Consider the following 16,683-nt stretch of genomic DNA (forward strand, 5'->3'; position numbering starts at 1 on the left):
CCCCCATCATTTTCTCTTAAAAAATTGATAATTCAGTTCTTTATCAAAATAATGCTTGCGTTTCATCCAAACGAAACCATCACCCTTAGATAATACAGCAACGTCAATAGGTCCGCCAACACTGTCGCTATCATTTGAGACCTTACGCTTAAAGGCGGTGAGGTTTACAAGTGATTCAGCCATATAACCTAAATCAACCTTGGCTAGAGAACCCAGCACTGAAAGCACTTTTTGCACATGATTTAACGTCATATGGTTTTGAATTGCTTCAAGAGTATCACCTTGAGTTGTTGCAATGGTTGCATCGAAGGCTGCTTCAATCTCATATCTAGAGATTGACGGATGCTGTGCCGATATCAACCCAGTCACTTCCATTTTTAATTTCTGAAGAGAGCCAAAGACTGAATCTTCTACACATTTTATAATTCCTTGGCTACACCCTTGCATAAAGGTGTGCACCTCATCCTCTTGCGCGAAAGGGAAAATTCCAATTGAAGAGCCAGTATTGTCTTTATCCTTGGTGCTTGGTTTCATAATTTTCCCATTATAAACACCGTAAATATGATGTGACTCAATTGCTGGATAAAATTCCTGATCCCCATAGCCAGCAAAAACAATCCCTGAATAAGTCTGCAAATCATTTTCTTTACACATATAAGAGGAAAGAAGCAATGCTAGCGCTTCCTTTAATGATTCAGGATATGGGTTGTCAGGATTGTCAATGTTGGGTTGTATTCTTAAGGCGCATAATTGATATGTTATTGGAGAGAGTTCACTAAATGCTAATTCGAAATCTTCTTTCGTAAAGGAATCAAAAAATGGATTCTCATATATCTCAGAGAATTTTCTTCGACAGCGTTGCTCAATAAAATCGTGGTATTCATCAAAAGATGGGGCGGCATTATTTATTTTAATAAAGCCAGCAACGTCCTCATCCTGCACATCCTTTAACAACTTTGGTAAGATAGCATCTGAAAACAAGCTAAAGAAATATTTCCCCTGCATATCAACGGTGACAATATTCTGATTATTCTGAACGAAACTAAAGAAATCGGCAGCATACTCGCTAATAAAGTCAAAAGACTTGTCACCAAGGCTTTTTCTGTAAGCTTTGATCATCAATTCCCATGGGGCACCGCATATACCCGCGTTATTATATATCATCAGTGCGACGGGGTGATGCTTTGAAAGCTCAAATAATTTATCTGCGTTATTATATATTTTTTCGGAGAATCCATTTGTAGTAGTTACAGCTGAGTCTGCGGCCAATGCTATGCCAGAACGATTATAAACTGCAATTTCTGCTGTCATCTTTTGCTCCATCACGTCGGGATTAAAATATTAATAATAAATGTCAGTCAAATTTTGCTTCATTCACTGATTAGTAGTTTTGGCCCTAGTGATGCTTTTGAGCCTTAATGGCGTTATTGATGTGAGATATAATACCGTTCACCATCTATGCGCCGACCAGAACACCTTGCCTCTGAGCCAAACGTCTCTTCAGGCCATTGCTATAGCTTGTTGTAAGCAATTGATTCGTGAATGAGCGCCTTCCCCATGATGTAAAGCTGGTCCTGGTTCTCCTCAGTCACGTACCAATCCTTATATGCCGGGTTATCTGATAGTACAGCTAACTGCAAGCCCTGCATCTGAAGCCGCTTGACGTGAAAATGCTGCCCAAATACGAAAGCGTAAACACCATCAACCTTGAAGCTTCTTACTGAAACGTCAAAGAACAGACGATCGCCTGATTGGATTGTTGGGCACATACTATCGCCGTCAACAGTCATTACTTTCACATCTGCTTGTGAACGGTTACCAAACAGAGAACGCGCATGTTCAGTGGTGAATTCAATGGCGTGAAGGACCTCGACGAATTCGGATATCATAAATGAGCCAGGTCCCGCGCTTACAGTAAGGTCAAGTACATCGACCCTGAAAACACCTGCAGGGGAAGTGTTCTGCTTTGGTGGGGCAGATACAGGTTCTTGCCCATCATCACGCATCGGACCAGACCCAGTTGAAAGCCAATCTGTTCTCACTCCGAGAGCCTTTGCTATCTCAACTATTTTTGTTGAGCCACGAGCATTCCCACTAGTTAACCTCCAGATCGTTGGCTGAGCCACTCCAGACGCCTTCGCCAAGGCACCCTGAGACATACCAGATAGTTCCATCGCCAGGTTAAGGCGATCTGCAAGAGTTTCTTTTTTCATAACATTAAATTTATACGCTTGCGTATTGGTGGTCAAAACACGTTTAGCTATTGCCATAATCAATACGCATTGCTATTATTAATTCAAACCAATACTCATAGGAATTGGAATATGACGAACAAAACCATCCAGCGCGCGATTGATATTGCTGGTAGCCAAAAAAAGTTAGCCGACTTGTGCGGAGTAGCGCAGCCGACTGTATGGCGCTGGTTGCACGGCGGTGGCATCGACGCTCGTTACGTAATGAAGATTGTCTCTGCTACCAACGGAAAACTAAAACCAGCAGATATCCGTCCTGATCTTGCTCAACTGCTTGGTGCTAGTAATACATCCGCCTGAGCCGCGTTAAAGCTTAACGCTCTTTAACAATCAGGAAATTAAATCTAACGGCTGAATTATCAGCCATTTGGAAACTATTTAACTAAGGGAATGCAAATGCAATCACTTACGTATCAACACAATACCGGATTCGTTCCGGCCGCGATGATAAATCGCGCTCAAACAGAGCAGGGTCACGATCATGACCTGATCCGAGATGCAGTAAGAGCCTGGGCGTCGGCTATCGACAATCAGGACGTGGTATCAGCATTGATTATCAATGAGTACCGGGAACAGGGCGGCGATTCAATCAGCTTTCCTGGCGATATCAGCCGGGCCCGGCAGAAACTCTTTCGCTTCCTGGATAACCGGTTTGATTCCGATCAGTACCGCGAGAACGTTCGTCAGCTGACACCGGCAATCCTGGCTGTTCTGCCGCTGGAGTTTCGCAACCGCCTGGTGCCTCAGAACGACACGATGTCTCTGATTGCCTCTGCAATGAAAGAGTGTGCAGAAGCAAAGCAGGCCGTTCTGCTGGGCGCTCCAGAGCACCAGAAGCTGAAGGAGGTAAGCGAGGGTATCGCTTCGCTGTTTCGCCTCATGCCGGAGCAGGTAGGCCCACTGATGACGATGGTGACATCGATGCTGGGGGTTATGTGATGGGAAGTCTCAATAAAGGCGAAAGCCGCGCTGTTGGTAGCAGCTACGGCTTTCAAGACACTGTGTTACGCCAAGTAACGGGAGTAAGTATGTCAAATACCGCAAAAATTCTCAACTTTCCTGATGTAGTTTCGGGAATACAGGAGCTGCGAGTGGCAGATCTCGACGATGGGTTTACGCGCATCGCCAATGAGCTCCTTGAGGCTGTCATGCATGCAGGCTTGTCGCAGCATCAGCTTTTGGTGTTCATGGCTGTCATGCGCAAAACATACGGTTTCAATAAGAAATCTGACTGGGTCAGTAACGAGCAGATTTCGGAGCTGACCGGCATTCTCCCGCATAAGTGCTCAGCTGCAAAAAGCGTCCTGGTTAAGCGTGGGATATTAACTCAAACCGGTCGTGTTATCGGGATTAATAAAACGGTCAGCGAATGGTCATCTTTACCTGTAAAAGGTACAGAAAAAAAACCTTACCTGAAAAAGGTAAATTTACCTGAATCAGGTAAGAAAAGTTTACCCGAATCAGGTAACGGCTATTACCCAAATCAGGTAAACACAAAAGACAAACATACAAAAGACAATAAAGACAATAGTAATAAACCCCCTAAATCCCCCCGGGCGGTTTCGTTCGATGCGGCCAGTGTTCAACTGCCTGACTGGCTGTCCGTAGTAACCTGGTCTTCGTGGGTTGAATACCGTCGTGACCTGAAAAAGCCGATCAAGTCTCAGCAGACCGTGACGCAGGCCATCAACCTGCTCGACCGCTGCAGGCTGAACGGATACGCGCCTGAAGAAATCATTAACCGAAGCATCGCCAATGGCTGGCAAGGTCTGTTTGAACCTGACGGACAGGCGAAGCGCAGCCGAGATGCAGGGCAGGAAGGCCTCCACTGGAACAGCCCGGATGCATGGAGGGATTTCCTGTGAAACCTGAACTCTACCGCGCAATAAACAATCGGGATGGTGCAGCGATGGCAAGCATGGCCGGGGGCACCCCTGAGCATGGCCGGGTTGTGAATTCAGACGCTGAGCGCCTTGTTGACGCGCTGTTCATGCAGTTGAAGCAGATTTTCCCGGCAGCAACGCAAACCAACCTCCGATCCGATGCTGACGAGCGAGTGGCTAAGCAGCAGTGGATTGCGGCATTTTCGGAAAACGGTATCCGCACCCGCGAACAGTTATCCGCCGGTGTGCGCCATGCAAGAGCCAGTGAGTCGCCGTTCTGGCCATCGCCCGGACAGTTCATCAAGTGGTGCAAGGACAGCGGCACGGTCCTCGGTATCAAGCTGGCTGATGTGATGGGTGAATTTCAACGTTACAACCGCGAGAAGGGGCTTCACACCGGAGGCGCGGAACGCTTCCCCTGGTCTCACCCGGTCATGTACTGGATTGTCACCGATACCCGGCGGGCAATGTATCAGCGACAGCTCAGCGAGGCGGAAACCGAGAAATATGCCGCCAAAAAGCTGGAAGACTGGGCGCTTAAAGTCGCCGCCGGAGAGCAAATACCGTCACCGGTACTGGCGCTGGAGAACAACCAGGAGGCAATTCCGACAAACCATGTCAGTCGGCAGCAGGGTTTTCATCCGGAAGGCAAAAGCTTTGGCTGCATGCCTGGCGCCGCATCACTCGGCGCGCTAACCCCGGCTCAGTGGCTGCGGGACGAATACCTGATTGGCAAAGAAAAGGGGCTGATTCAATGAAACGTATATCCGGAACTCAAATCGTCATCAATTTTATCGGCAGTCATCCCGGTTGCACTTTTTCAGAGATACGCACCGGAACGGGCCTGGACTCTTCTGTCGGTATCGTTTGTGGAGCGTTTTAGCCCCCGCCCGCCAGTACTGGCGAGGGTTTTCATATTTCATGCATGTGCATGAAAACTGCTACAGAAAGCGGGCAGGCGTGGCGGGGATACGAGCGCGCGTTCAGGGCGCAAAGCTAGCTGAAAGCAAAGGTGATTAAGTCTTAAAATGGGCGTTGAACCGTTTTATGAGTACCATTTTGACGTTTTTTGTCATAAAGTGTCCTAAGATTTGGTTGTTGGTGACGTTTGTTGCTTTTGCAACTAAGATTATTCAACCACCAGGAGGGGAAAAATGCTTATTGAATTCAATGTTGAGAACTATCTCTCAATCAAAAACAAACAAACATTTTCACTTATTGCTAACAAAAGTAATGAGTTAGAAGAGAATATCTTTACAGTTGAAGGAAACGTTAACCTTAATGTTCTCAAGTCAGCTGTTATTTACGGTGCTAACGCAGCGGGAAAATCGAATGTGCTTCTCGCTGTCAGAGCTATGATGGATATCGTTACTCAATCTGCATCTAATACTCAGGCTGGCGAAGAGGTTCCTGTATTCCCTTTCAAGCTTGATTCAGATTCAATTAAAAATCCTACTGAATTTGAAGTTACTTTTATTGCAGAGGGCATTCGGTATCAGTTTGGTTTTTCTGCTACAAATGAAAGAATTATTGATGAATGGCTCTTTGCGTACCCAAAAGGAAGACCTCAAAAGCGGTATTTCAGAGCTTGGGATGAAGAGAAACAGGAATATGAGTGGGATTTTGGCGCATCACTGCTTGGTGAAAAACAAGTTTGGCAGCGCTCAACTAGAAATAATGCCTTGTTCTTATCTACAGCTGTTCAATTAAATAGTGAGCAGCTTAAGCCTGTATTTACTTGGTTTAAAAAAACACTGAGACTTTCTGGTATTAAAGGATGGGCCAATACATTCTCCGCCAAACGCTGCACTGAGGATACGAAGAAAGATATCTTGAATTTCTTGAAAGCTGCAGACATTGGCATTGATGATGTTTTAGTTACAAAAGAAAAATTTAATCCAGACGATTTGCCCTCTGATATGCCAGATGATATCAAAAAAATCGTTATTTCTAACATGAAGGATAAAGATATCCTTGATGTTACTACCGTGCATTATAACGATAAAGGGGAGCCGGTTAGTTTTTCTCTTGAGGAAGAGTCTCATGGCACTCAAAAACTTTTTTCTTTAGCTGGTCCATGGCTGGACGCCCTCGATAATGGATATGTACTATTTATCGATGAGCTTCACGATACATTGCATCCAAAGCTGGTTAGTTTTTTGGTAAATCTTTTTAATAGTCCTGATACTAATAAAAAAGGTGCTCAGTTAATTTTCTCAACGCATGAGACATCCATTCTGAATCAAAGCATTTTTAGACGCGATCAAGTCTGGTTTTGTGAGAAAAATGAACTCAGTGAAACCAATCTATATCCATTGACTGATTTTAGCCCAAGAAAGGGAAGGGAAAATCTAGAAGCCGCATACCTAGACGGTAGATATGGAGCATTGCCGTTCATCAAGAAATTGACGGGGATTTGATATGGGAAGCGAGGATTTATTTAAAAAGAAACGTGGTCCTAAAACTGCTAAGGATCTGGCAAGACGTAATGCAGTTAAATCCCCTCTCGCTAAAATATTAATTGTTTGTGAGGGTAAGAAAACTGAACCAAACTATTTTGAGGATTTGATTAACCATTATGAATTACTTACAGCAAGTGTAATTGATGTAACTGGTGAGTGTGGCTCTAGTCCAATGTGTGTTGTTCGTCATGCAAAAGAAAAACATAAAGAAATGACTGAAAAGGGGGCTCCTTATGATCAAATCTTTGTAGTGATTGATAAGGATGCCCACACTGACTATGTGGCAGCACTCGATGCTCTCAGGAGAAGTAAACCAAGTTCAAGTTGGTTTACTGTAAATTCAGTACCTTGTTTTGAGTATTGGTTACTTCTTCATTATACCTATTCGACAAAGGCATTTAGAAATTTACCGGGTAACAGTTCGGGAAATCAAATTGTCAGTGAGTTAAAAAAATATATTAAGAACTATGAGAAAGGCGCAAAAGGGATTTTTCATAAAACCCTTAATGCTCTAGATTCAAAAGATTTAAATGAAGTAGTCCTGAGGGCTAAGAGAAGTTTACAGGCAGCTGATGCTAGCGATACTGATAATCCAAGTACAAAAGTTTTTGAGTTGGTTGAAAGACTTATCCAGCTTAAAAAACAAATAGAGTCGAATCGTAAACAGAAACGATCTTAAGAGCGTTTTGATTGCCCCCCTAAACCACCTTTTGGGGAGGTGGTTTAGGGGGGTAATCAAAAACCGCCCGGAGAAGGGCGGTTGTTATCAAAGGTTGACAAGCTGCGCGTCAGTCTTCATCGGTCAGGTATGGGTTAAAGCGTATAACTTCGTCACCCAGCCACTAGTTAACTTCAGTGATGCGGCACTGCAGCGGTGTCAGCTCGTTGCGTACGAAAACGCGCGCCGCTTTTTCAACATCACCGAACCCGCCAGTATTTGTTGGAATAATCCCCATCAGCTGCGGCGGCACGCGGTGAGCTGCCAGCATGTCATCACGGCTCACGTTCTTAATGTTTAGAAACTCATCCTTTGCCGCTACTTCTGACAGTGGAATGATCTGGATGCCGTTTTTTTTCCCGTTGGGGGAGTACATAAACAGGTTGCGGAAGTTGCCCGGTCCCTTGGAGCATTTCATTACTCAAAGCCGCGCAGCACGCGCGGCAATGATATATAATCTCCTCATAACAAGAGGGGTTTAATTATGGAAAGAAAGAACATATCAAAAGAAATCAATAAATTAAATACGCAAACAGCCCTGTCTGCGTCTTTTGCCTTAATCGTGCTTGTAGGGTTAATTGTCAAATTGCATCTGATGGGCGCTGACTTCTATGCGTTTTTAGTATTTGCCGCAACAGCACTATATGTGTTTTTTTTTGCAAAGCAGATTATAACCTCCAACAGCATGTTAACTGAGTTAGCAAGAAAATATGATATCTCTGAGGTTTATTCGGGGAATACATGGCTATTCCCAAAGCGACCGCAAGAGCAGCTCAAGGTTGTTCTAAGTGTGAGAGCCATCAATGAGATTTCAAGTGAAGCAGATATCGAAGGTGCACTATCTGAAAGTACATATAAATCCCTAAAACAATCAGAAGATATTAAGTTTTATGGTATTGATAATATACCTTTGTTATCACAAGCCTCTCAGTCTTTAGGCATTCCACTTAGCAATGAGATACAGATCGTTTCTGCGATGGTCACTAAAAGCGAAGAGATTGGAAAGCACTTTGATATTTATCGTGACTATATGGCTAATGGCTATCGTCGTTAGTCGGTACGTGAAAATTGTCGCATAAAGGCTGAGAAAAGAAGGAGGGAAAGACATGTCAGGATATAACATTGCAGCTAAACTAAAAGACGAGCAGGACAAGGTTAACGTTGACCTTGCCGGGTCCGGCGTCGCCTACAAAGAGCGCCTTAACATGCCTGTCGTTGCCGAAGTAGTCGCCAGAGAACAACCGGAGCCTTCGCGAATACTTCATGGAGCGCGTGCGCTACTACCGCGAGCAGAGCATCCAGTGGCCCCGAGCATCAGATCCACGCTACATCGAAATGGTATAGCTAAATAAAAAATAAGGAGAGGTATGGAGCGACAAATTTTAGTTTTTCGCGGCGAATTCGATTCCTACGTTACGTGTCAACCATATGTTGGAAGAATCCCTCCTGAGATACGGTCCATAGTTTTAGAGAATGAAAAATATTCTTTAACGGTGTATCCGTACGAAGGAGAAAGCTTTCTGGTTGCCCACCAGAGAGAGATAAAACATGAATCACTTGAGGAAGCGATCAAGATTTATAAACCGAAGCCATTAAATTGATTTTACGTTATCAACCAGCCATAATCATGTCATCGGAGCCTGAACAACTCCGGTGACTTCTGCGCATTTAAGGGGACTTAAATGCGACCACAATCTGAACTCCTCACTTTGTCACAGATGCAGAAATGCACCTGCGACTTTCTACATTCTGCGGTTTCCGTTAAGGAGGCCGTATGACTCTTCCAGTAGACGGCATCAAACTCCATCGCGGCAACTTCGCGACCATCGGCCAGCAGATTCAGCCGTTGCTGGATGCCGGGCAATGCTTCCGCCTGCAGGTTAAGCCATGGCGCGAGAAGCGCAGCCTGTCGCAGAACGCGCTCAGCCATATGTGGTACACGGAAATCAGCGACTACCTCATCGCCCGCGGTAAGGCCTTCGCTACGCCTGAGTGGGTCAAAGACGCGATGAAGCACACTTATCTCGGCTACGAAAGCAAAGACCGGGTAGACGTCGTGTCCGGAGAGGTGACTACGGTTCAATCCCTCCGCCATACCGCCGATCTGGAAACCGGCGAGATGTACATCTTCCTGTGCAAAGTCGAAGCCTGGGCGATGAATATTGGGTGTCACCTGACCATTCCGCAGAGCTGTGAATACCAGCAACTGCGCGATAAGCAGGAGGCCTGATGTCTACTCCACTTTCCCGCGTCATCACAAACGAAATCTTCCGCGTACCGGCGCGCCGCCAGCGCAAGGCCGTGGTTAAGCCGTCCGAAATCCCGACCATGAAGGACTACACCGCCCGCCTGGTTGATCAGAAATGGCTGCGTCTCGCGGCGAGGAGAAAATCCGCATGAGCATGTATCAACGCATTAATGGCGCTGACTGGCGCAATATCTTCGTCGTCGGCGATCTGCATGGGTGCTACACGCTGCTGATGAGTGAGCTCGAAAAGGTTTCGTTCGACCCGGCTCGTGATTTGCTGATCTCGGTTGGTGACCTTGTTGACCGCGGCGCGGAAAACGTCGAGTGCCTGAAGCTGATTACTATGCCGTGGTTCCGGGCTGTGCGCGGAAACCATGAGCAGATGATGGTAGACAGCCTTTCAGAGTACGGAAACGTCAATCACTGGCTGGTAAATGGTGGCGGTTGGTTCTTCAATCTCGACTATGACAAAGAAGTGCTGGCTAAGGCTCTGGTTCACAAAGCGGCTGATCTGCCATTCGTCATCGAGTTGGTTACCGCTGAACGGAAGGTTGTTATCTGCCACGCTGACTACCCGCATAACGAATATGCGTTCGATAAGCCAGTATCAGAAGAAATGGTGATCTGGAATCGTGAGCGGGTTAGCGACGCTCAGGACGGCATTGTCTCGCCGATAGCCGGTGCTGATCTTTTTATTTTCGGACACACCCCAGCCCACCAGCCCGTGAAGTATGAAAACCAGATGTACATCGATACCGGCGCTGTGTTCTGCGGAAACCTAACGCTGGTGCAGGTTCAGGGTGGTGACCATGCGTAAACCATCCCGCCGTAAATGCAAAGTATGCGGTGAATACTTCGTGCCGAAATTCCACGATATCCGGATCCGCTGGTGCTGTCCGGAGCACGGCACAATCATCGCGATGGAAGAACGAGAAAAGGAGAAGGTGAAAGCCGCGGCTAAGCGCATCAAGGAGCAGAAGGAAGCCGAGAAGGCTGGGCGAAAACGCCGACAAGAAAAGCGTGAGTCACTAAAGTCTAAATCCCAGTGGGATAAAGAGGCTCAATCGGCCTTCAACCGCTACATCCGTATCCGGGATGAGGGGAAAGAATGTGTCAGCTGCGGCAATCCACTCTTCGGAAAAAGCAATTATCTGACTGGTAGCGCCATCGATGCCAGTCATTACCGCTCGCGCGGCGCTGCATCGCATCTTAAATTCAACGTGTTTAACGTCCACTCCGCCTGCACCCGGTGCAACCGTCAATTGAGTGGTAATGCCGTCGAGTACCGTATTCGGTTGATTGAGCGCATCGGGCAGGAACGTGTAGAGCGCCTTGAGTCTGATAATGAACCGCGCCGATTCGACATCCCGTACCTGCAGCGCATCAAATCCATCTTCACCCGTAAAGCCCGCGCGCTGGAAAAACGCCGGGCCCGCCGACAGGAGGCCGCATGAACCACGCCGACTTCCTCCAATACCAGGCAGAAAGCGTTAAGCGCGCCAGCCTGCCACCAGTAGCAAAGCACAGCCAGACCAAAACCAACCAGCCACATAAGGAAGCCGCATGAACAATCAGCAACTGGAATACGTACGTCAGCAGCTCATTGTGGCGACCGCAGATCTTAGCGGGGCGACGAAAGGGCAACTGGTAGCTTTCGCTGAGAACGCGCAATTCACAGCAACGGCGCGCAGCCGGGGAAGGAAAAAGGTATTCGACAAGGATAAGCAGCGCATGGTGAACCCGGACGGCCCAGCGATGGCCGGCAGCCAGTCCCGCACGAAAGGCTCCGCAATCGCCCTCGTTCTGCCCGTTGAGTATTCGACGGCGAGCTGGCGCCGGGCATTGCTTTCGCTGGAAGAGCATCAGAAATCCTGGCTCCTCTGGAACTACAGCGACAATATCCGCTGGGAGCACCAGGAGACGATAACCCGGTGGGCATGGGAGCAATTTAGCGAGAATCTTGCCGGCGTTCGCATTGCAAAGAAAACTGTCGATCGCCTGCGTCAGCTTATCTGGCTGGCGGCGCAGGACGTGAAAGCAGAGCTGGCGGGCCGTGATACTTACGAATATCAGAAGATGGCGGAACTGGTCGGTGTAACGCCAAAGAACTGGTCCGAGACGTTTACGGAGCGCTGGATTGAGATGCGCCACATCTTCCTGCGCCTAGACAGCGGTGCTTTGTTGCAGGTTACGCGATCACGTTCACAACAAAAGGCGACAAATTTCGATAGAAGTCTTGCAAAACTGGATTGAAACGCATATATTTCATGTAAATCTGATATCGTCGCCAAAGCTTTGATTGTCGACACAAAGAATTCAAGCCCGAGGTTAACACCTTGGGCTTTTTGCTTTCCGGCGATACGACAGGGGGATTCGCGAGATACTTTGCATCAGTACCCCTGTCACATCGTCGTATGGCATTGAAAAAAAATTGGTCGGATGTAAAATTTCCGGCGTGGTGAATCCTCCGGTGCGGAGGGGCGGAAGTGACAAGGCGGCATCATGATGATAATGCCATATGAAAAATTGACCGCGAGCAATGGTTGGTCAGCCAAAGGCTCACCGGGAGGCATCCGGCACCACAATCACCTCAAAATTAGAAACAGCAGTGGCAGGCTCGCTTCGGCGGGCCTTTTCTTTAGGCAAAAAAAAGCCCGCATGGTTTCATGCAGGCAAGGCAGTTACATTTAGATTTTGTCCCGGTATATGTTTTTTTGTCCGGAAATCGAAAGATAATTTCTCGAATTCATTTTGTAAATAACGGATTCAAATCACAGGGCCATGCATTTGCATGGCTTTTTTATTATCAGGTCCCGCGGGAATCATCATCGACACGCTTCGTTGTTAAATCCAGCCTGACGGGCCTGACCCTTTTCAAACACACACAGCGCCAACCGGAAATACCGGAGGTGAGAGATATGCGTATGCCCTACAAACAAGATTTCATCGCCGCTCTGCTGGCAGCTAAGGAGCAGGGCATTGGCGCACTACTAGCTTTTATGATGGCGTACCTACGAGGCCGGTATAACGGTGGCGCCATGACGAAGACGCTAATTGATGCGCTTATGTGCGCAATGATTGCCTGGTTCGTTCGTGATCTACTCGACTTTACGGGGTTGAGCAGCAATCTCGCCTACATCGCCAGCGTGTTCATTGGCTATATCGGTACGGACTCGATCGGCAGCCTGATTAAGAAGTTCGCCGCCAGAAAAGCAGGGGTTGATGATGCAGGAACTCAATAAGCAGCGTAGAGCATTTCTGGATATGCTCGCCTGGTCTGAAGGTACCGATAAGGCAGGTCAGCCGACAAAGAATCGTGGTTATGATGTGATTGTTGGTGGTTCGTTGTTCAGCAATTACGCCGATCATCCCCGAAAACTAGTTACGTTAAACCCCAAACTAAAATCTACGGCTGCCGGGCGGTATCAGCTGCTGGCCAGATGGTGGGATGCGTACCGGAAACAACTTGGTTTGAAAGACTTCTCTCCGGCATCGCAGGACCAGGTCGCTCTCCAGCAGATTAAAGAACGTGGCGCGCTGCCGCTCATTGATAGCGGGCTGATTCGTCAGGCTATCGATCGCTGCAGCAATATCTGGGCGTCATTACCCGGCGCCGGCTATGGCCAGTTTGAACATAAGGCCGAAAACCTCATTGCAAAATTTAAAGAGGCTGGCGGTACGGTAAAAGAGTCAAAGTCATGAGCCGATTAACTGCACTCCTCATTGCTGTTGTCGCCTGCATCATCGTGTCGCTTGGCTGGGCGCTTAACCACTATTACGACAACGCCACCAAGTTCAAAGAGCAGCGCGATAAAGCAACGGTCAGAGCGGAAAACGCCGAGACTGTTAGCAATAGCGTAATCACTGCCATGAACCTAATCAATGACATTTCCCGGATAACCCAGAATGCAAAGACCGAACTTTCCCAGGCAGGTGAGCAGCGTGTTATCTACATCAGGCAGGCGCTTGAAGGCGATCAGTGTGCTAAGCAGCTTGTTCCTGCTGCCGCTACTGACATCATGCGGGAATACGCGGACGGTTTACGTGCCGGCGCCGGTGGTCCCGATTAGCGCTGACCTTACTGCAGACACAACGATCCCCAGAATGGATGTTCCGTTCACGTGGCAGGCTAGTCTGGAGTTAAACGCGAAGCTTTACTCTGCGCTGGGGCAGTGCAATCTGGATAAGGCAGGGATTAGAAGTATTGAGAAAGCTCGACAAACAGAGAATGAGCATTCAAAGCAAGTTCAATAGCAGCATTAAAGAACAGGCAATAGGAAGCGGCCAAGTCGACATAATATTTTTGTTTCATAAATCCTCCATTAAGTTCAGATAGCGCCAAGTGTTGGCTTCTATTGTGGCACTTAAATCATCTGCACCATGAAGGATGTCTTGTCTCTTATAGTAGACAAGTGCTCTTATTGTGTACGTTAAATGAGTCTGCAGCAATCACTCTCAAAGTAGGGTTGTGACCATGCTCCTACTCTTCATTCTCCTGTCTATATGGCTCTGTTGACTACCGGAGAAACTGGGCTGGACAGAAGTCAGCCCATCCATCTCACAGCGGGTGCTCGTAACCGAGCATCCGGCACGCAGCAAGGGGCTGCGATGAGATAAGAGCCTGCATTACTGAAGCCACTCTCTGGAGTGGCTTAGATAATTATAATTTGCAAAAATGTTTAGATGTCTAGATTTTTGGTTGTGTCGATACCTAATTGTTCGTATATAGATTTGGCATAAGCTGTGTAACCGAGAGTATTAACAAGGCTTTCTACAGACTTATTCTCGAAAATCTCATGCTTTAAAAGTACGTCATCGTTAGACGTAAGTGTCATGAGCCAATGACCTTTCTCAGTATCATAAACACGCAAAGCTGTGTCTTCTTCCCGGATATGTTCGTAAGCCACTTCTTCACCATTAAATGCAATATCAGGGCCATTTTTAACTTTTAAAGTAACCTTTTCCATTATAAAACCTCATTGAGAAACATATGGCACTCACCGACAAGCAAGAAATGTTCTGTCGCGAGTACCTCATCGATTTAAACGCCACGCAAGCGGCTATTCGGGCGGGGTACAGCGCTAAGACTGCTAACCGCATTGCCGCTAAGTTGTTGTCAAAAGTTGACATCCACAACAGGATCGCCGAACTCAAGAGTAAGCGCAACGAGGATGTGGGCATCGATGCAGATTATGTGTTGCGTCGTTTGGTTGAAATCGACCAGATGGATGTTATGGATATCCTTAACGACGATGGCAGCCTGAAGGCTATCAACCTCTGGCCAAGGTCGTGGAGAACGACGCTCACTGGGCTGGATATTAGCACTACTATCCAGAACTTCGATGAAGAGTCGGCCGAGACCATCCTCAAAAAGATTAAGTGGCCGGACAAAGTGAAAAACCTCGAATTGCTGGGCAAACACGTCCGAGTGCAGGCTTTCAAGGAGCAGGTTGAACAGAAGGTAACTGCAACTCATAGCATTATGCCCGTTCCGACCTGCGATAACGTTGATGAATGGGAAGCGGCAGCGCAAAAGCAGCAGAGCGAGGTTCTTGGTGGATGAATTACAAAGCTGTCTGGAAACCTTTGCCGGGGTCACAGTCGCTGTCCCTGAGTTGTCCGTGTAACGAAATCCTCTACGAGGGAACGCGTGGGCCTGGTAAAACCGCCGCACAGCTGGCGCGCTTTCGTCGCCTCGTGGGTCTGGGATATGGCTCTTTCTGGCGCGGTGTCATTTTCGATACCGAGTATAAGAACCTCACCGACATTATCACCCAGTCAAAGCGTATGTATCGCTTGTTTAATGACGGCGCGCGCTACCTGGCATCAGCCTCGGAATTGCGTTGGGTGTGGCCGACTGGTGAAGAGCTTCTCTTCCGGTTCGGGAAAGAAGAGAGCGACTACTGGGATTATCACGGGCAGGAATTCCCCTTTATCGGATTCAACGAACTGACAAAGCAGCAATCTGCCGAGTTCTACGAAATGATGTTCTCCTGCCGGCGCTCATCGTTCAGGCCAGAGAATTACCCGCTTGCTAACGGCTCTCTGCTTAAGCCGATCCCGCTGGAGACCTTCAGCACGACCAACCCCTTTGGCATCGGCCACACATGGGTAAAGAAACGATTCATAGAGCCAGCTCCCCGAGGGACTATCATCCGCGAAACGCAGCGGGTATTTAACCCGCAGACGGAGAAAGAGGAAGATGTGACGCTCACCCGCGTTGCAATCCACGGCTCGTTCAAAGAGAACCCGTATCTTGATCCGCAGTACATCGCGACCCTGATGGCTATTAAAGACCCGAACCGGCGTAAAGCGTGGGTAGAAGGCTCATGGGATGTCACCAGCGGCGGGCGCTTTGACCACCTGTGGAATGAATCGCTGCACGTCATTAAGCCGTTCCGCATACCGGATAGCTGGACCGTCGATCGTTCTCATGACTGGGGTGAGTCGAAACCGTTCTCTAATCTATGGTGGGCGCAGGCTGATGGCACTGCCGCCGAGCTGCCAGATGGTCGACAGTTCTGCCCGCCGGCAGGTTCGATAATCCTGATCGGAGAATGGTACGGCTGCCCGCCTGACGAGCTGAACAAAGGCCTGAATATGTCATCCACCAACGTCGCGAAAGGCGTGGCGTGGATTGACAAGCGGCTGGCGGGCGAAGACGTCGACGAGCCGGAAGAGATTCAAATCGACGGTGTCACCCAGGGCCAGCTTCACATTATGCCTGGCATCTGCAGCGAAGTTATTCCTGGACCGGCTGACGGCGCGATATTCAACACTGGTGATAACGAGTTATCTATCGCGCAGAAGATGGAAGCGCAGGGAGTTACATGGTTGCCTGCTGACAAAAAGCCCGGCTCCCGCATCAATGGCGCATCGTTATTCGCTGACATGCTGGAAGCTGTTATCGAAGGTAAAAAGCTGGAATCAGGCGTGCCTGAGAAGCCAGCATTCTACGTTTTCGACTACTGCCGAGGCTGGATTAGCCGTATCCCTGTGCTTGTCCGCGACGATAAAAACCCTGACGACGTAGACACCCAGCAGGAAGATCATGACTGGGATGGTACTCGTTACCGCGTACTGCACTCACCGAAAAAGGTTGGCGCAGTCTTCTTCTAAG

General features: G+C 48.0%; 21 protein-coding genes and 2 pseudogenes. 19 read left to right on the top strand and 4 right to left on the bottom strand.

Annotated elements, in window-relative coordinates:
- Positions 1 to 6: 6 nt before the first annotated feature.
- Both IAE27_RS01490 and IAE27_RS01495 read right to left on the bottom strand, forming a co-directional pair.
- A complete protein-coding gene (locus tag IAE27_RS01490; RefSeq protein WP_200091552.1) occupies positions 7 to 1,311 on the bottom strand; it encodes a hypothetical protein in 1,305 nt (434 codons plus the stop codon).
- A gap of 200 nt (positions 1,312 to 1,511) precedes the next feature.
- Entirely contained in the window at positions 1,512 to 2,270 is a 759-nt protein-coding gene (locus tag IAE27_RS01495; RefSeq protein ID WP_227685207.1) for an XRE family transcriptional regulator, read from the bottom strand.
- 54 nt (positions 2,271 to 2,324) lie between these two features.
- On the opposite strand from IAE27_RS01495, the gene IAE27_RS01500 reads away from it, so the two are divergent.
- From IAE27_RS01500 to IAE27_RS01525, 6 genes are all read left to right on the top strand, one after another.
- Positions 2,325 to 2,552, top strand: a complete 228-nt coding sequence (locus IAE27_RS01500) for a helix-turn-helix domain-containing protein (protein WP_200091560.1) — start codon at positions 2,325 to 2,327, stop codon at positions 2,550 to 2,552.
- A 96-nt stretch (positions 2,553 to 2,648) separates the two neighbouring features.
- Positions 2,649 to 3,191, top strand: a complete 543-nt coding sequence (locus IAE27_RS01505; protein WP_200091564.1) for a toxin YdaT domain-containing protein — start codon at positions 2,649 to 2,651, stop codon at positions 3,189 to 3,191.
- A gap of 89 nt (positions 3,192 to 3,280) precedes the next feature.
- Positions 3,281 to 4,117 carry a replication protein gene (locus IAE27_RS01510; RefSeq protein ID WP_200091572.1) on the top strand — a complete coding sequence of 279 codons (837 nt, stop codon included), beginning with the start codon at positions 3,281 to 3,283 and terminating at the stop codon, positions 4,115 to 4,117.
- Entirely contained in the window at positions 4,099 to 4,893 is a 795-nt protein-coding gene (locus IAE27_RS01515; RefSeq protein ID WP_200091576.1) for a replication protein P, read from the top strand. Before IAE27_RS01510 ends, IAE27_RS01515 begins: the two co-directional genes overlap by 19 nt.
- 396 nt (positions 4,894 to 5,289) lie before the next feature.
- Entirely contained in the window at positions 5,290 to 6,555 is a 1,266-nt protein-coding gene (locus IAE27_RS01520; protein WP_200091580.1) for an AAA family ATPase, read from the top strand.
- Between the two features lies 1 nt (position 6,556).
- The gene (locus tag IAE27_RS01525) at positions 6,557 to 7,276 is read left to right on the top strand and encodes an RloB family protein (protein ID WP_200091584.1); all 720 of its coding nucleotides are present in this window, start codon (positions 6,557 to 6,559) and stop codon (positions 7,274 to 7,276) included.
- A gap of 163 nt (positions 7,277 to 7,439) precedes the next feature.
- Here the strand turns inward: IAE27_RS01525 and IAE27_RS01530 are convergent.
- Positions 7,440 to 7,733 (bottom strand): annotated as a pseudogene (locus tag IAE27_RS01530) (capsid portal protein); the annotation flags it as partial.
- A 66-nt stretch (positions 7,734 to 7,799) separates the two neighbouring features.
- On the opposite strand from IAE27_RS01530, the gene IAE27_RS01535 reads away from it, so the two are divergent.
- The 11 genes and pseudogenes from IAE27_RS01535 (at position 7,800) to IAE27_RS01580 (ending at position 13,633) form a co-directional block, all read left to right on the top strand.
- Positions 7,800 to 8,369, top strand: coding sequence for a hypothetical protein (locus IAE27_RS01535; protein ID WP_200091586.1), 570 nt, complete (start codon positions 7,800 to 7,802; stop codon positions 8,367 to 8,369).
- 52 nt (positions 8,370 to 8,421) lie between these two features.
- Positions 8,422 to 8,659 (top strand): annotated as a pseudogene (locus IAE27_RS29915) (DNA polymerase III subunit theta).
- Positions 8,660 to 9,089: 430 nt separating this feature from the next.
- Entirely contained in the window at positions 9,090 to 9,545 is a 456-nt protein-coding gene (locus IAE27_RS01545; RefSeq protein WP_200091588.1) for a YbcN family protein, read from the top strand.
- Entirely contained in the window at positions 9,545 to 9,715 is a 171-nt protein-coding gene (locus IAE27_RS01550) for a NinE family protein (RefSeq protein ID WP_182409946.1), read from the top strand. Before IAE27_RS01545 ends, IAE27_RS01550 begins: the two co-directional genes overlap by 1 nt.
- Entirely contained in the window at positions 9,712 to 10,380 is a 669-nt protein-coding gene (locus IAE27_RS01555) for a metallophosphoesterase (RefSeq protein ID WP_200091590.1), read from the top strand. The genes IAE27_RS01550 and IAE27_RS01555 overlap by 4 nt, the downstream gene beginning before the upstream one ends.
- Complete coding sequence (locus IAE27_RS01560; protein WP_200091592.1) at positions 10,373 to 11,017, top strand: recombination protein NinG; 645 nt, start codon at positions 10,373 to 10,375, stop codon at positions 11,015 to 11,017. Before IAE27_RS01555 ends, IAE27_RS01560 begins: the two co-directional genes overlap by 8 nt.
- Positions 11,014 to 11,130: a hypothetical protein gene (locus IAE27_RS29525; protein ID WP_227685208.1), complete on the top strand. Its 117-nt coding sequence runs from the start codon at positions 11,014 to 11,016 to the stop codon at positions 11,128 to 11,130. The genes IAE27_RS01560 and IAE27_RS29525 overlap by 4 nt, the downstream gene beginning before the upstream one ends.
- The gene (locus IAE27_RS01565) at positions 11,127 to 11,816 is read left to right on the top strand and encodes a bacteriophage antitermination protein Q (RefSeq protein ID WP_200091594.1); all 690 of its coding nucleotides are present in this window, start codon (positions 11,127 to 11,129) and stop codon (positions 11,814 to 11,816) included. The genes IAE27_RS29525 and IAE27_RS01565 overlap by 4 nt, the downstream gene beginning before the upstream one ends.
- Positions 11,817 to 12,481: 665 nt before the next feature.
- Positions 12,482 to 12,805, top strand: coding sequence for a phage holin, lambda family (locus tag IAE27_RS01570; RefSeq protein ID WP_200091663.1), 324 nt, complete (start codon positions 12,482 to 12,484; stop codon positions 12,803 to 12,805).
- Positions 12,789 to 13,265: a glycoside hydrolase family protein gene (locus IAE27_RS01575; protein ID WP_200091666.1), complete on the top strand. Its 477-nt coding sequence runs from the start codon at positions 12,789 to 12,791 to the stop codon at positions 13,263 to 13,265. Before IAE27_RS01570 ends, IAE27_RS01575 begins: the two co-directional genes overlap by 17 nt.
- Positions 13,262 to 13,633 carry a DUF2570 domain-containing protein gene (locus IAE27_RS01580; RefSeq protein WP_200091596.1) on the top strand — a complete coding sequence of 124 codons (372 nt, stop codon included), beginning with the start codon at positions 13,262 to 13,264 and terminating at the stop codon, positions 13,631 to 13,633. The genes IAE27_RS01575 and IAE27_RS01580 overlap by 4 nt, the downstream gene beginning before the upstream one ends.
- A 609-nt stretch (positions 13,634 to 14,242) precedes the next feature.
- Here the strand turns inward: IAE27_RS01580 and IAE27_RS01585 are convergent.
- On the bottom strand, positions 14,243 to 14,530 hold the full coding sequence (locus IAE27_RS01585; RefSeq protein ID WP_200091598.1) for a hypothetical protein: 288 nt from the start codon (positions 14,528 to 14,530) through the stop codon (positions 14,243 to 14,245).
- Positions 14,531 to 14,553: 23 nt separating this feature from the next.
- On the opposite strand from IAE27_RS01585, the gene IAE27_RS01590 reads away from it, so the two are divergent.
- Together IAE27_RS01590 and IAE27_RS01595 are read left to right on the top strand one after the other, a co-directional pair.
- A complete protein-coding gene (locus tag IAE27_RS01590; RefSeq protein WP_156529839.1) occupies positions 14,554 to 15,126 on the top strand; it encodes a terminase small subunit in 573 nt (190 codons plus the stop codon).
- Positions 15,123 to 16,682, top strand: a complete 1,560-nt coding sequence (locus IAE27_RS01595; RefSeq protein ID WP_200091600.1) for a terminase — start codon at positions 15,123 to 15,125, stop codon at positions 16,680 to 16,682. Before IAE27_RS01590 ends, IAE27_RS01595 begins: the two co-directional genes overlap by 4 nt.
- The last annotated feature ends 1 nt before the right edge of the window (position 16,683 follow it).

This window comes from Klebsiella sp. S69 (assembly GCF_016516145.1).
GTDB lineage: Bacteria > Pseudomonadota > Gammaproteobacteria > Enterobacterales > Enterobacteriaceae > Klebsiella > Klebsiella oxytoca.

Bases quoted from the DNA above. Each gene is read 5' to 3' on its own strand.
- IAE27_RS01490 (WP_200091552.1), bottom strand. From the start codon at position 1,311: ATGACAGCAGAAATTGCAGTTTATAATCGTTCTGGCATAGCATTGGCC.
- IAE27_RS01495 (WP_227685207.1), bottom strand. From the start codon at position 2,270: ATGGCAATAGCTAAACGTGTTTTGACCACCAATACGCAAGCGTATAAA.
- IAE27_RS01500 (WP_200091560.1), top strand. From the start codon at position 2,325: ATGACGAACAAAACCATCCAGCGCGCGATTGATATTGCTGGTAGCCAA.
- IAE27_RS01505 (WP_200091564.1), top strand. From the start codon at position 2,649: ATGCAATCACTTACGTATCAACACAATACCGGATTCGTTCCGGCCGCG.
- IAE27_RS01510 (WP_200091572.1), top strand. From the start codon at position 3,281: ATGTCAAATACCGCAAAAATTCTCAACTTTCCTGATGTAGTTTCGGGA.
- IAE27_RS01515 (WP_200091576.1), top strand. From the start codon at position 4,099: ATGGAGGGATTTCCTGTGAAACCTGAACTCTACCGCGCAATAAACAAT.
- IAE27_RS01520 (WP_200091580.1), top strand. From the start codon at position 5,290: ATGCTTATTGAATTCAATGTTGAGAACTATCTCTCAATCAAAAACAAA.
- IAE27_RS01525 (WP_200091584.1), top strand. From the start codon at position 6,557: ATGGGAAGCGAGGATTTATTTAAAAAGAAACGTGGTCCTAAAACTGCT.
- IAE27_RS01535 (WP_200091586.1), top strand. From the start codon at position 7,800: ATGGAAAGAAAGAACATATCAAAAGAAATCAATAAATTAAATACGCAA.
- IAE27_RS01545 (WP_200091588.1), top strand. From the start codon at position 9,090: ATGACTCTTCCAGTAGACGGCATCAAACTCCATCGCGGCAACTTCGCG.
- IAE27_RS01550 (WP_182409946.1), top strand. From the start codon at position 9,545: ATGTCTACTCCACTTTCCCGCGTCATCACAAACGAAATCTTCCGCGTA.
- IAE27_RS01555 (WP_200091590.1), top strand. From the start codon at position 9,712: ATGAGCATGTATCAACGCATTAATGGCGCTGACTGGCGCAATATCTTC.
- IAE27_RS01560 (WP_200091592.1), top strand. From the start codon at position 10,373: ATGCGTAAACCATCCCGCCGTAAATGCAAAGTATGCGGTGAATACTTC.
- IAE27_RS29525 (WP_227685208.1), top strand. From the start codon at position 11,014: ATGAACCACGCCGACTTCCTCCAATACCAGGCAGAAAGCGTTAAGCGC.
- IAE27_RS01565 (WP_200091594.1), top strand. From the start codon at position 11,127: ATGAACAATCAGCAACTGGAATACGTACGTCAGCAGCTCATTGTGGCG.
- IAE27_RS01570 (WP_200091663.1), top strand. From the start codon at position 12,482: ATGCGTATGCCCTACAAACAAGATTTCATCGCCGCTCTGCTGGCAGCT.
- IAE27_RS01575 (WP_200091666.1), top strand. From the start codon at position 12,789: ATGCAGGAACTCAATAAGCAGCGTAGAGCATTTCTGGATATGCTCGCC.
- IAE27_RS01580 (WP_200091596.1), top strand. From the start codon at position 13,262: ATGAGCCGATTAACTGCACTCCTCATTGCTGTTGTCGCCTGCATCATC.
- IAE27_RS01585 (WP_200091598.1), bottom strand. From the start codon at position 14,530: ATGGAAAAGGTTACTTTAAAAGTTAAAAATGGCCCTGATATTGCATTT.
- IAE27_RS01590 (WP_156529839.1), top strand. From the start codon at position 14,554: ATGGCACTCACCGACAAGCAAGAAATGTTCTGTCGCGAGTACCTCATC.
- IAE27_RS01595 (WP_200091600.1), top strand. From the start codon at position 15,123: ATGAATTACAAAGCTGTCTGGAAACCTTTGCCGGGGTCACAGTCGCTG.